This is a genomic window from Bradyrhizobium sp. CCBAU 45384 (assembly GCF_028128665.1).
GTDB classification, from domain to species: domain Bacteria; phylum Pseudomonadota; class Alphaproteobacteria; order Rhizobiales; family Xanthobacteraceae; genus Bradyrhizobium; species Bradyrhizobium manausense.
This window is the reverse complement of sequence record NZ_LBIZ01000009.1, coordinates 54,642-67,510: the sequence shown is the minus strand read 5'-3', so window position 1 is coordinate 67,510 and position 12,869 is coordinate 54,642. Positions and strand designations below refer to the sequence as shown.

The following is a 12,869-nucleotide window of genomic DNA, read 5'->3' as shown; positions in this document are numbered from 1 at the left end:
CAAACGCCCCAAGGACCCGCGCCTACCGGCCTTCTGTACGTAACCAACTCAACGGATCAGAATCCGAATGGCAGAATCAAAATCAGTTTGATTATTCAGGGATTTCAAAGCGCGTTTGGAAAAATAGCCGAATTCGGCTGCTAGTAACATCAATTGCTTAGCAAGCATTTCTAGATAATAAAGCTCCTCTTCCAGTGAGGATAGGGCCCGAACGCCACCGGGGTTGCGCGCGTGGCAGCGGGTTACTGGTGGCAGATCGATGCATCCAAGCGTCGGGGGGTTCGTGCGCCATCTGACCTGCCACTGAGCATTTCCTCCAGAAAGAGTTAGAGTCCGGCCCGAAGAAGGACGGACAGATGAAGCGAGCACGGTTCACGGAAGAGCAGATTATTGCGGTGCTGAAGGAGCATGAGGCCGGGGCGAAGACGGCCGAGCTGGCTCGCAAGCACGGGATCTCCGAGGCGACGATCTACAATTGGAAGGCCAAATTCGGCGGCATGGACGTTTCCGAGGCGAAGCGGTTGAGGGCCCTGGAGGAGGAGAACGGGAAGCTGAAGAAGCTTCTGGCCGAGCAGATGCTCGATGCAGCCGCACTTCGCGAGCTCCTTTCAAAAAAGTGGTAGGGCCCGCCGCCAAGCGCGCTGCTGTCGCGCATCTGCAGGCCGTTATGAGCCTGTCGGAACGGCGGGCCTGCTCGATCGTGGGTTCGGATCGGAAGATGATCCGCTATCGCTCCAGCCGCCCACCGGACGCAGTTCTGCGTAGCCGATTGCGCGATCTCGCCAACGAGCGGCGGCGTTTCGGATATCGCCGCCTGTTCGTCCTGCTGCGGCGGGAGGGCGAGCCATCGGGGATCAACCGGATCTACCGGCTTTATCGCGAGGGAAGGGCTCACCGTCCGCAAGCGGCGGGCTCGCCGCAAGGCCGTCGGGACCCGGGCCCCGATCCTGGTCGAGGCCAGGCCCAATGCCCGCTGGTCGCTGGACTTCGTCCACGACCAGTTCGCCAATGGCCGACGCTTCCGCATCCTCAACATCGTCGACGACGTCACCAAGGAATGCCTGGGCGCCATTCCGGAGACGTCGATCTCGGGGCGGCGCGTGGCCCGCGAACTCACGGCAATCATCGAGCGACGCCGCAAGCCAGGAATGATCGTGTCCGACCATGGCACCGAGTTCACCTGCAACGCCATGCTGGCTTGGTGCAAGGACGCAGCCATCGATTGGCACTTCATCGCACCGGGAAAGCCCATGCAGAATGGCTTCGTCGAGAGTTTCAACGGCCGGATGCGCGATGAGCTACTCAACGAGACTCTGTTCTTCGATCTCGACGACGCCCGCACCAAGATCACCAAGTGGGTCGCCGACTACAATCACCAGCGTCCACACTCGTCGTTGAAATACCTGACCCCCGCGGCCTACGCCGCCCACCTCACCGCAACGGACGATCGGCTGCGCAACCCCGACCAGCTCCGCCGATCGTCCGTTGCTCCACCCGCGCCACTTGGCGTACAAAACTCCGAGACTCTAACTGCCGCTGGATGAAAATTCAGTGGCAGGTCACATCCATTGCCATCTATATGATCGCGAGCAGGCTCAAATCCCAGAGACGTAATCACCGATACCGACATCCAGTTTAGGTCGCGATTAACCGAGGGGCCCCGCGCCCCTTTCGCGTCCGACGTCAGGCGGGTTTTCTCAGGTGTGGGTATCAAGCCGCCATTAACTTGGAATCCCTGCTCCTCGCCTGCGCCTGCGTTGAAAACATTCACAGTCGAGTTTCTGGAACCATCCTGTCGCGAGCCTATTGACTCACTGACACAATCACTTTGGAGAAATGCTATTATGAAGACCTTCGCAATCACTCTGGCAGCCGCCGCAAGTACGCTTATTGTGACCGCCGCTTCAGCCGCCCCACTTTCCGCCAGTGTATCGATTGCACCGGAGAGCAACATTCAAAACGTTCGCATGGTCTGCAATGAAGATGGTCGCTGCTGGCGCGAACGCGGCGAACGCCATGTTATCATCCGCGACGGGCGCGATGCTTACGGATATGCTCCTCGCGAGCGTTACATCGAGCGGCGCGGCTATGACGACCGTGCCGGCGTCGGCTTCCGCACTCCCGGCGTGAGCGTCGGAATCGGGACCGACCGCTACTGATAGACGACGGGATATCTATGAATGGCCGCGGAGTACTCCGCGGCCATTTTCATTGAGGCCATCTTCAAATGGCATAGATCGAACGCTTCACTCGGCGTCTGATGCGCAATCTCGGTTAAACTTTGCCGCTACCCCTCGTGGCCAGTCGAGAGTATTCAGATGGCCAGGTCGAAGCACATCGAGCAGTTTCGCCGATCAGGCGAAGTCCAGAAGCACGATCGGTTCAAAAATTTGCGGGGACCAGGTCGTAAGAGCCTCTGCTGCCGCGGACGTACACCTTGGCAGCGGCGGCGCAGATCAAGTCGCGGTTGGAATCGAATGCGCGGAGGAAGCCCGGCTCATCGCAACCGATATCCGGTTGAATTCGCTTCAGCGCATTTTCGTTGATGAAAAACGATGCCTCAATAGCGCTGTCGTGTCCCCAAAATCGTACGGCACGCCGCGTGCGGTCATATGACCGGCTATGGTTCGGAAACTCGATCATGTTGTCGGGGCCGATCAGTTGTCGGAGCACGAGACCTCCGTGCCGGCTGCACGCGATTTGCGTCGCGGCATATTCGATGGCGATAGCCGATCCTGTCTCCGACGCACTCGCGTGCAACAGGTCGATACGCTGACAAGATGTGCTGTAGCCAAAGCTTGGCGCGAAGGGAGGGAGTTTGGAGCGATCCGGTTGCGCCAGCCTCCAAATGGCTATGCTGGAAGCGGATTACAACCCCGCTCGATCCTGTCACAGCAAATAGTTGCGCCTGGCCTCGTTATTCTGCGGATCGGCACTATATCCTGGACATCACCGCCCGCCCCTCGGCTGTTATCGGTGACTGAGAGCATTGTGCTCCCGCCGCGACCTAGAGGCGGTTACTATGTCAGATATCTCCAAATTCAGCGTTCGCGAGTGGCTGGTGCCTCCGGTACTGCTGCCGGTCTTTTTTGTGCTGCTGATCGCTGCTGCGATGCTTATTCAGTGGTAGTTTCCCTCGGTGGGCCTGCGCCGTCAGCTCAAGCCAACCGCTCATTCCGGCCAGTCAAGCGAGTCCACTCGTCGTTAGCTTGCAAGCTGAACATCCGGGCGGCAGACGCCCTTTATAGAGCCCGCAAGATGCCGCCGGGAGACGAGCGCGCGGATGCGATGAAAATGGCTAAGATCCTGGAGAATGCTGCTGAAATGCTCGAGCATTTCAGCGGCAGGGTCGGCGTGCCAGCAAAATGACGGTTGAGAGCTATCTTCTTCCCGCGCTCCACCGTTCAGGCCCAATCTCGGATATTTAGTGAAAACAGCACCTTGGCATGGATCGTAGGGGCACCGAGATGCTTGTCTCAGATCAATCGCTTGTTTCAGTCACTCCCGTTTTCCCGTGGATGCCCATCCGATGGTGCCCGAGGCTCAAGATGTGGGGTAAAGATAGATCAATGTCGCTTTGGACGCCCGAGAAGCTGGAGGAAAAAGCCAAGGCAGACGCTGAGAACGACAACTACAATCCACCATATTCATGGTGGCCTGGCCGATACAGCGTTGGTACCGAAGCCCGCGACAAGTACGACAGAGCTTTTAATCTTCATCACAGCGCCAAGGACGAGCGCTAGGCTGTCCCAATTCGCTTCGTGCGAGATGGTCAAATTTGCTCAGATTCGGTACCGCCATAGGTGTTAACAAAAACCTGTCACCGCGAGGCCCTAGGCATTTATCGGTGATGAGAACGTCATCAGTCGCTCTCGCCTGCCTGCTCGTCCTATAAAACGGGAGATGGTGATGCAAGACGGGGCCGGAGAGGCTGAGCTGACGATCGTGGAGCGCTATAAGCGCGACGCGCTTGAGGACATGGACGTTCCCGACATCCTCGATTTTCTTGAAGAAGTCGAGGACGAGATCAGACGACGGGGCGCCCCCGAGGGAGCGACCGATCGATAGAACAGACTCGCGTCTCGGGCTGTGATATCAAAGCCAATGAGAGCAATTCCAGTTACGGGTTTTGTCCTGATCTGCGCCACCTCGGCAGCGGCCCAAACGGCCGCGCGACAAGAGGTCCAGCACGAGCTGGTCACACAGCAGGCTATCGCAGGAATGACAATGAGCTTCTCATTTCTCGGCTCAAAGCCCTGTGTTAGCCTATTCGATAATCCCGAAATTTGGCTAAAGGACGTTCCGCAAGGAGCGGCTTCAATCCTCGTGCAGCTTACCCAAGCCGATCGCGAATACGGCGGCCAGGAAGTTCCCCTGCCAAAGAACGGCATCCTTCCGGCTGGCACTCTTCGCACGTTCGGCCCTTGCAACCCCGGTGTCTACCAATATGAGGTGACGGTTAAGTCGACTGCTGGCGAAGTACTGGGAAGAGCGCGTCAGTCGCGTACGTTCCCAGATGACAAAGAGTCCAAAGCGCGGCCGAACTAGCTGAAGGGAGAGAACGATGGTTTCCGCGAAGAAACCGAGCTCGCCCCGCATGGGAGCTGTACGCGATGAAGCCCTCCGGGGGGCGTGTCAAGCCGAGACCGGCTCGCACATGAGCGAGCGGCTAAACTCGCCTAACTAAAGCCGCCGGAATAGGAACATCCAGCGGCGATGGGCCGAATGCTCGGCCGACGAGATAGCAGACTTAGGAAGGACTCGACGTACGATTGGCTTAGGCCGCAATTGGCCGGGGGAAGTGATGCGGCGGCGAGAGCTTTTGGCGATTTTCGGCCGTGCCACTGTCGGCTGGCCGTTTCGGTCCCGCGAAGGTGATTTAGAGGGGGTCTAATTGCGTTCCGGTATCTGGAACTGACTGTTTAGTTTAATATCCAGTGATCGCCGCCCGGTTGGTGTGGCTTTTATCGGCGACTGAGAGTTCTGCACGCTCCCGCCCTCAGCAACGCGGCGAGCCATGTGCGAGAAGTGCGACGAGATCGATCTGCGCATTGCGCGCTACAAAGTCATTGCAACCCGTATCAATGACCAAATTGCGCTCGCTGGCATAGCTGAATTGATAGAAACTGCGCTTGCCAAGAAAGCCGCTATCCATGGGAAGCGAAGTAAATGTTCTTTCTGGTGTTGTGAACAAAGGTTCAAGCTAAAGTGTTTGCTGTATCTCTTAACTGGAGGTATTGCGCATCAAAATCCCCGACTTGCTTGAGCCGTTTCCAATCGGGCGCCGTCAGATGGCGGTTTTCGAGGCCGATCAAATTCAACTTGCGTAGCTCTTGAAGCACGCGGTTCACATGAACCACCGATAGCCCCAGCGCGTCGGCGAGCTCCTCCTGCGTGATAGGCAAGTCGCAGGAATAATCCTCTCCAAGTCCCATGGCTCGCGCGCGAACAATATATTCACACATCAGGTACGCCGCCCTACCGAGCGCCGCCGTCTGCCGATATTGGTGATCCATTCTATGAATATGGCTCCATAGATCAGCGTCTCGCGCCAGAGCGCCGCAGCAATGCGAGGATAGCGATCACATAGACCGCGCAGGTCGGCGCGCTGGATAAATCCTACCTTGCACTCCGTAATCGTGCCGATGCTCATCCGGCACCGCGGCAATGCGAATGTAGTGCGCCAGGACCTATTGGCCGAGAAGGACGTGGCGGTCTTCCTGGCGGCTGAGAATGTCAGCCTGCGGCTACTCCTGGCGCAGGCTGAGATCAATACGAGGAGCCTGCTTGCCAGGGCCGGCATCGACGCCAAAGAGCGCGAGGGATCCGACAAGCTGCAGAAGCTGATCCTCGAAGAGCTGCACCACCGCATCAAGAACACGCTCGCGACCGTCGCCGCAATCGTCTCCCAGAGCCTGCGCAACCTGCAGGGGGTTGAGCACGCGCAGCGCGCCATCGAGGGCCGGCTCTTGGCACTCGGCCGGGCGCACGATCTCCTTCTGCAGGCAAAATGGTCCAGCGCCGATCTTGGCACGGTCGTTCGCAGCGCCATCGAAGCCTTCGACAATCCCGACGAATCGAAATTCTCGATCACGGGACCCGGTATCCGGATGGCGTCGGGTGCCGTCATCGCCGTCGCGATGACGCTCAACGAGCTTTGCACGAATACCACCAAGTTTGGCGCCCTGTCGGTCCCGGAGGGACGCGTCGACATCATCTGGACGGTGGACCAAGCGACACAACGCTTGCACCTCACCTGGACCGAAAAGAATGGCCCGATCGTCCAGCCGCCCGCAAAGCGCAGCTTCGGAACACGGCTGATCGAAACCCTGGGCAAGCAGTTGCGGGGTGACGTGCAACTAACCTATGCGTCGACGGGGTTTTCGTACACGTTCGAAGCGCCGATAGCCGCACTGAGCACCCCGGCCACATAGCTCGTGCGCGACGTATCGCGTGAGTGGACTCCCTTTTCGGGCTTCGGGCCCCTAGGTCTTGAGCGATATTACTTGTTCATCTGCCGTCAGCCGGCAGACGAGCTCGCAATTGGGGCATTCGAAAGTTCGCAGGTCAGGATTGCCGTGGTCCGATTCGATCCGGGTCAGCGTCATGCGGCCTTGGCACTTCGGACAGCGCGGTCTTGCGATCGGAATAAGCGAGGGCTCGGGTCGTGCGAAGATTTCGGGCATGTGATGCTCCTTTGCGGGGTCGTCACCTGTAGTCGTGAAGCGAATCGGACGGCAAAGCACCAAGATCGCGCACCACCTGACCGGCCGCTGATCAATATTGCTCACATTTTCCGAGAAGTGATTGCAAGATCGGTCAAGGAGTCAGGCCCGCATTCGCGGCATCCGTAGACCTGTGCCCCGTTCAACCCGCGTCCTTTCTGAAGCGCTGGCTCCTGGACTGAGCAATATTGCTCAGCAAGACATACGGACGCGGATTAGCATTTGGTCTGATCGCCGCATGTACTGGGATAGCCCGCGTCGCTTATCGGCGCGGTGCTCGGTGCCATGGGTTACCTCGTGCCGGACCCGGGCTCGTCGTGATCATTCCGGTCGTCGATGATGTCGCGGCCTTGGCTTTGGCGGGTCACTCCGAAAGCAGCTAGACATGGTTCAACATCCACCGGAAACCCGCGCGCTCGCAGCGCTGCTCGCCCGGTATCGCCAACCCGATGACGCGCGCGGCATTTTCGAGCTGGTGATCACGGCAGTGCCCTTTTCTGTCATCTGGGCTCTGATGCTCGTCGGCGTTGCCCGTGGCCATGGGATTGGCCTGCTGCTGGCCGTGCCCGCGGCAGGCCTGCTCGTTCGTCTCTTCATGATCCAGCATGACTGCGGCCATGGGTCTTTCTTCCGCAGCCGGCTTGCGAACGATTGGATCGGCCGAGCCATCGGCGTTGTTACTTTAACTCCCTACGATTAATGGCGGCCCAACCATGCGCGGCATCACGCGAGTTCGGGCAATCTCGATCATAGAGGCTCGGGTGACATCGACACATTGACCGTGAGTGAGTTTGCCGCACGGTCTCGATGGCGCAAGATTCTGTATCGCCTGTACCGGCATCCGATCGTCATGTTTGGCGTGGGCCCGACATATCTGTTCATCTTGCGGCATCGATTGCCGATTGGGATGATGCGTAACGGCTGGCGACCCTGGCTGAGCACAATGGGCACGAACGTCGCCATCGCAGTTCTAATCGCAGGCATGATCCGGCTGGCAGGCCCTGGGCCATTCCTGCTGGTGCATCTGCCGATCATGGTTCTGGCTGCGTCGATCGGCGTCTGGCTGTTCTATGTCCAGCACCAGTTCGAGAACACCTCATGGTCATGCGATGAAGCCTGGAGCTTTCACGAAGCTGCGCTCTATGGCAGTTCGCACTATCACTTGCCGTGGATCTTGCGCTGGTTCACCGCAAACATCGGCGTCCACCACGTCCATCATCTATGCAGTCGAATTCCCTGCTATCGGCTGCCGGACGTGCTCCGGGATCATCCGGAACTCGCAAATGTGGGCCGAATCACCCTCGTCCAGAGCTTGCGATGTGTGCCGAAGGCCTTGTGGGACGAGAAGGAGCGACGGCTCATTTCGTTCCGAGACGCCAAAATAGGTCTGGTCGCGCGCCATACGCGGACGCAGAGCAATGGTTCCGTTGCGGGTCCTGGAATTCGCCGCTTGAATTCGTGAACTTAACGATGGGTTCGCGCTTGGTTCATTGGAGAACCCGCTTGAGCCGCATGTTCAAACCCTTTGTGTTTCTGATCGCAGCCATCTACTTCCTGGTGGACGCGGTCTTTTTCACTCTCTTCAAACCTGTCTTTCGCCGGTTGGCGAACTGCTGGGTTTTCGAGCGCGTGCGAGCGTGGATCGAGTCGCTTCGCCCGTATCCGGCTCTGGCACTGTTCCTCGTGCCGGTCATCTTGCTTGAACCTGTCAAGCCTCTTGCGGCTTACCTGACGGCGACCGGGCACATCGGTCGCGGGTTTGCGCTCCTCATCGTCGGCGAGCTTCTCAAACTCCTGCTCATCGAGCGGCTCTTCTGCGTCAACCGCGACAAGCTGATGTCAATTCCTGCTTTCGCCTGGTGCCACGATAGGTTTTGCCAAGGCCAGGACTGGGTCGCGTCCCTGTCAGCATGGCAACTCGTGCGCGGCTGGAGCTTCAATGCCAAGCACGCTGTTCAACGACATGTCCTGGAATTCAAGGCTGCGCAGAAGCGAAAGCGGCTTTCCTGGCGATCTTGATCCGTCTCTTCGGGGCGGTCGAGCGGCAGGCATGGACTGCTGGGAGCTCAGATCGCAACCACATTTGCAGGCCGCGCTCTCTGCGCGCAGGAACGTCGCGGGGTCCTGCCAGTTAGCTCGCCGAGACTTTCACCCCAAGGAGTATCTGCTATGGAGAACGATCGCATTGCCGGTTCGGCGAAGGAGTTCGCCGGTAAACTCGAGGGCACCGTCGGCGATATCGCCGGAGATGCAAAGAGCCAGGCAGCGGGCCGTCTCCGCGAGGCGAAAGGCACCGCGCAGAACCTGTACGGCCAAGCCAAGGACGCAGCGCGCGACGTTACGGATGCCGCCGCCGACTACGCCAAGGACGCCTATGAGAACAGCGGCGAGACCTTCCGCGACGGCACACAAGCGATCGCCAGGAAGGTGCAGGATAATCCGCTCGGTTCGATGCTGATCGCCGGCGCGATCGGATTTGTGTTGGCGCAATGGCTGGCGCGCCCGACGCGGCGCGCACGATAGCGTTTGGGACGGGTGCAGCCGAGCAATTGCTGGATTGGAGATTGAATCATGAGCGACGACATCCCGCTCGCCCCCTCCCCCACGAAAGCCTGGATCCTGCTTCAGAGCCGAAATCTCCTATCGCGGAAGTCTCCGACGCCGTGAAGGGAACGGCCAATCGGCTTGCGGGTGCGATAGAAGCGGGACGAAAGCCAGGAATGCCGCTGAGCATCCTGAGCAATATCGCGCGCGAAGCCCCTCTTGGCTCTCTGCTGGTCGCCTTCCTGCTGGGAGTTGCCATCGCCCGCCGCCGATGACGGCTTGCGCAGCTCGAGTGATGGTTCAATCGGAGAAAGCGGAACTCTAGGAGGTCGGAGCCGTTGCACCCTATGGCCGGCGTCCGTCGGCATAGATTGAATTTGAATTGGAAAATCAGATGAGAAAGTCATTAATGGTTTCTGCGGCCGTTGCGGCCCTATTGGCCACGACCGGGTTTGCTACAGCTCAAGGCGCCAACCAAGGAGCGGCGAAGGACTCTCCGACGGCCGCTTCGCCGAAAGGTGATCCTGCGGCGCCGATGAATGCACCGGCGGCAAAGGGAGTCGAGAAGGCTACCCCAGGTGCTGGGTCAAAGGAGATGGCGCCCCAACATGCGCAGGGCAAACCGGATGCGAAAACGACCGGTGACATGAAGGCCGATGGCAAGTCGAAGGCCTCGGAGTCAACGACGCCGGCCACCACGAAAGACCTGAAGAATCCGGCCGCCGAAACGACGTCGCCTTCGGGCGGCAAGGCGGCGAGCGAGATGAAAGCCGAAAGCAAGACGAAATCGTCTGATTCGGCCGCGACCTCGAAGGACTTGAAGACTCCGACTGCCGAGACCAAGCCCTCGACCTCGGACAACAAGACGACCGGCAACGCCGCAACCGCAGCGGCAGCGACGCCTCCCGCCGAGAAGCGCACCCAGATCAGTTCGGCGATGAAGCAAGAGAAGGTCGAGGAAGTTGCAAACGTGAACTTCAACCTCTCGGTCGGAACGGCCGTGCCGGCGGGCGTCCGTTATTACCCGATGCCAGCACGTATCGTCGAGATCTATCCGGAATGGCGTGGATACGATTTCATCCTCGTGCACGGAAGGTACATCGTTCTTCGCCCGCGCACCCACGAGATCGTCTACATCATCGAAGGCTAGGCGACCACGCCAGGCGTATGACAGGCAGTTACGAGGGCGGCTCGAGAGCCGCCCTTGTTGTATGGGTCAACCAGACATGCGAACCTGCCCTGGCATCGCTTGCGCCACGCCCTTCCGAAGATCTCGTCAGTTGTCGGCAAATTCAGATACATTTCCCGTCGGAATGCGATCGTCGCCATCAACCGAGCGAATCGTGAGCCCTTAACCCTCGTCGACCGGCGACATCATGGCGATCTTCATCGTCCGGCATAGTACAACGTACCGGTACGAGCGCGAGGTAAGGCTCGGCCGGCATCAGCTAATGGCGCGTCCGCGGGACAGCTTCGATCAACGACTGATTGACTTCTCGCTCGATGTGACGCCGAAGCCCTCAGAGGTGAGATGGCTTCATGATGTCTTTGGGAATTGCGTCGCGCACATCGACTTTGACCGCGCGAGCGATTACTTGCGATTCGACTGTGAAATCAAGGTTGACCACACTCCGGAGAACGCCCCGGACTTCAGGATTGAGGACTACGCGAAGGACCATCCATTCACGTATCATGACGAAGAGGCGCCTGACCTGGCACCTTATGTTCAGAGATGGTTCTCCGACCCGGAAGATCATGTTGGCCGGTGGCTGGACACCTTTCTCACGCGGGGGACGAAACATCCGACGGGCCAGCTCCTGATGACCCTCAATGAAGCAATCTCGGATGGCTTCGCGTATGACCGCCGCACGGCGCCAGGAACTCAAATTCCCTCCACCACACTTGAACTGAGGAAAGGCACCTGCAGGGACTTTGCCGTTTTGATGATTGAAGCCGCACGCAGTCTGGGCTTCGCCGCGCGCTTTATCACGGGCTACATCTACGTACCGGATCGCGATGGACCTACCTGGCTGGGTGGGGGAGCCACTCATGCCTGGTGCCAGATTTACGTCCCCGGTTCGGGCTGGGTCGAGTTCGATCCGACCAACGGAATCGTCGGAAACCGGGATTTAATTCGCGTCGCGGTGGCCAGAATCCCGAGCCAGGCCATTCCCCTGTTCGGCACCTATTGGGGAAGTCGGGAGGACGAGCTTGGAATGAATGTGGAGGTCAACGTCAAAACAGCATCGGCTCTATTGTAGCTGCCGTGATGAACTGGCTGGAACACAAGCACCACCAGGGCGTTGGGGTTCGCGCCGCGCTGTGTCGCGAGTGTAGGGTGAGCACACACAAGATCGAAGCGGTCGAGCAGCCTTCTCGACCTTGGAGGACGCCGAGTGAAGATCCGGGTCGGCTATGAGATGATCTACGAGTTTCCGCAGCCCACACCCATGATCATGGTCCTGGGCGTTCATTTTACCAGGGCTTCCGACGTTATCGTGCCTGACTATCTGACCACTGATCCTCCGGTGGCGATCAACCCATACCGCGATAGCTTCGGTAACTGGTGCAGCCGTATCGTTGCTCCAGCCGGTCGACTGCGGCTGGCGGCTGATGGCATCATTCGCGACACGGGCTTGCCAGACGCCACCGTGCCCTCGGCTTCCCAACACGCGGTCGAGGACTTGCCGGCAGAGACGATCGTGTATCTTCTCGGCAGTCGCTATTGCGAAACCGACCAGCTATCCGACACCGCGTGGAAGCTCTTCGAGAAGCAGCCGCCCGGATGGGCGCGCGTTCAGGCGATCTGCGATTTCGTCCACAATCACATTCAATTCGGCTACGAGCACGCGCGCGCCACCAAGACCTCTCGGGAAGTGTACCACGAGGGCAAGGGCGTTTGTCGCGACTTTGCGCATCTGGCCATTACGTTCTGCCGCTGCATGAACATTCCGGCAAGGTACTGCACCGGCTATTTGGGCGACATCGGCATGCCGCCCCCCTATGCCCCAGGAGACTTCGCCGGATGGTTCGAGGCCTACATTGGCGGACGTTGGTACACGTTCGATCCGCGCAACAACGTGCCACGGATTGGACGCATCCTGATTGCCCAGGGACGTGACGCTGCTGACGTCCCGATTACGCAGACGTTCGGGCCCAACACCCTGGTGAGCTTCAAGGTGTGGACCGACGAGATCACTTCCTAGCAACGCGACTTGCGGCTTTCCTGGAACGAATGTCGGCGGCGTTGCTTGGTAACGGGCGACCGGATGCAAGTGCCCCCACGCATCCGATGAAATGACGGCCCCAGCGCGCCCCCACGCCCTGGGGCCGTTCCTTTAGGAAAGCCCTTCTGGTCTGCTCTCTGGGCCTGGGCTTCTCGCCCAAATCAGCACTTCACCGTTTCGAAACCGAGATCGCCGTCAGCCAGTCACTTTCGGGGCGCCGTTGGGCTTCTTCGGTATCAGCCATTTCCTCATCTCAGCGGCAAGGCCAAGTTGCTCGGCTTTTCTGATGGCTTCGAATCGCATCGCTCCGGCCGGCAACTGCTTTGCTTGCGCCAGAGCCTCGGATGCCCGGGTAGCCCAATCGTGACGATCC

The 12,869-nt window shown here is 59.2% G+C and carries 11 protein-coding genes and 2 pseudogenes; 11 read left to right on the top strand and 2 right to left on the bottom strand.

What is annotated here, in order from left to right; translation table 11 throughout:
• Nucleotides 1–356 precede the first annotated feature (356 nt).
• Nucleotides 357–1,544, top strand: a pseudogene (locus tag XH80_RS02515) (IS3 family transposase).
• A 300-nt stretch (nt 1,545–1,844) separates the two neighbouring features.
• Nucleotides 1,845–2,159: a hypothetical protein gene (locus XH80_RS02510; protein WP_271597178.1), complete on the top strand. Its 315-nt coding sequence runs from the start codon at nt 1,845–1,847 to the stop codon at nt 2,157–2,159.
• A gap of 223 nt (nt 2,160–2,382) precedes the next feature.
• Here XH80_RS02510 and XH80_RS02505 read toward each other — a convergent pair whose 3' ends face one another.
• Entirely contained in the window at nt 2,383–2,673 is a 291-nt protein-coding gene (locus XH80_RS02505; protein ID WP_271597177.1) for a DUF1488 domain-containing protein, read from the bottom strand.
• Nucleotides 2,674–3,569: 896 nt separating this feature from the next.
• Between XH80_RS02505 and XH80_RS02500 the strand changes: the two genes are divergently transcribed.
• Nucleotides 3,570–3,743, top strand: a complete 174-nt coding sequence (locus XH80_RS02500; RefSeq protein ID WP_271597176.1) for a hypothetical protein — start codon at nt 3,570–3,572, stop codon at nt 3,741–3,743.
• A gap of 166 nt (nt 3,744–3,909) precedes the next feature.
• Nucleotides 3,910–4,068 carry a hypothetical protein gene (locus tag XH80_RS02495; protein ID WP_271597175.1) on the top strand — a complete coding sequence of 53 codons (159 nt, stop codon included), beginning with the start codon at nt 3,910–3,912 and terminating at the stop codon, nt 4,066–4,068.
• Nucleotides 4,069–5,198: 1,130 nt separating this feature from the next.
• On the opposite strand, the gene XH80_RS02490 is transcribed toward XH80_RS02495, so the two are convergent.
• Nucleotides 5,199–5,516: a Crp/Fnr family transcriptional regulator gene (locus XH80_RS02490; protein WP_271597174.1), complete on the bottom strand. Its 318-nt coding sequence runs from the start codon at nt 5,514–5,516 to the stop codon at nt 5,199–5,201.
• 123 nt (nt 5,517–5,639) lie between these two features.
• Between XH80_RS02490 and XH80_RS02485 the strand changes: the two genes are divergently transcribed.
• The 7 genes and pseudogenes from XH80_RS02485 (at nt 5,640) to XH80_RS02450 (ending at nt 12,475) form a co-directional block, all read left to right on the top strand.
• Nucleotides 5,640–6,434, top strand: coding sequence for a sensor histidine kinase (locus tag XH80_RS02485; RefSeq protein ID WP_442869095.1), 795 nt, complete (start codon nt 5,640–5,642; stop codon nt 6,432–6,434).
• 676 nt (nt 6,435–7,110) lie between these two features.
• Nucleotides 7,111–8,187: pseudogene (locus XH80_RS02480) on the top strand (fatty acid desaturase).
• 50 nt (nt 8,188–8,237) lie between these two features.
• Complete coding sequence (locus XH80_RS02475; protein WP_271597224.1) at nt 8,238–8,744, top strand: hypothetical protein; 507 nt, start codon at nt 8,238–8,240, stop codon at nt 8,742–8,744.
• A gap of 150 nt (nt 8,745–8,894) precedes the next feature.
• Nucleotides 8,895–9,248 (top strand): CsbD family protein, encoded by a 354-nt coding sequence (locus XH80_RS02470; protein ID WP_253590966.1) that lies wholly within the window; start codon nt 8,895–8,897, stop codon nt 9,246–9,248.
• 403 nt (nt 9,249–9,651) lie between these two features.
• Entirely contained in the window at nt 9,652–10,419 is a 768-nt protein-coding gene (locus tag XH80_RS02460) for a DUF1236 domain-containing protein (protein WP_271597173.1), read from the top strand.
• Nucleotides 10,420–10,645: 226 nt separating this feature from the next.
• Nucleotides 10,646–11,530 carry a transglutaminase family protein gene (locus XH80_RS02455; protein ID WP_271597172.1) on the top strand — a complete coding sequence of 295 codons (885 nt, stop codon included), beginning with the start codon at nt 10,646–10,648 and terminating at the stop codon, nt 11,528–11,530.
• A gap of 135 nt (nt 11,531–11,665) precedes the next feature.
• A complete protein-coding gene (locus tag XH80_RS02450; protein ID WP_271597171.1) occupies nt 11,666–12,475 on the top strand; it encodes a transglutaminase-like domain-containing protein in 810 nt (269 codons plus the stop codon).
• Nucleotides 12,476–12,869 lie beyond the last annotated feature (394 nt).

Bases quoted from the DNA above. Each gene is read 5' to 3' on its own strand.
- XH80_RS02510 (WP_271597178.1), top strand. From the start codon at position 1,845: ATGAAGACCTTCGCAATCACTCTGGCAGCCGCCGCAAGTACGCTTATT.
- XH80_RS02500 (WP_271597176.1), top strand. From the start codon at position 3,570: ATGTCGCTTTGGACGCCCGAGAAGCTGGAGGAAAAAGCCAAGGCAGAC.
- XH80_RS02495 (WP_271597175.1), top strand. From the start codon at position 3,910: ATGCAAGACGGGGCCGGAGAGGCTGAGCTGACGATCGTGGAGCGCTAT.
- XH80_RS02490 (WP_271597174.1), bottom strand. From the start codon at position 5,516: ATGGATCACCAATATCGGCAGACGGCGGCGCTCGGTAGGGCGGCGTAC.
- XH80_RS02475 (WP_271597224.1), top strand. From the start codon at position 8,238: ATGTTCAAACCCTTTGTGTTTCTGATCGCAGCCATCTACTTCCTGGTG.
- XH80_RS02470 (WP_253590966.1), top strand. From the start codon at position 8,895: ATGGAGAACGATCGCATTGCCGGTTCGGCGAAGGAGTTCGCCGGTAAA.
- XH80_RS02455 (WP_271597172.1), top strand. From the start codon at position 10,646: ATGGCGATCTTCATCGTCCGGCATAGTACAACGTACCGGTACGAGCGC.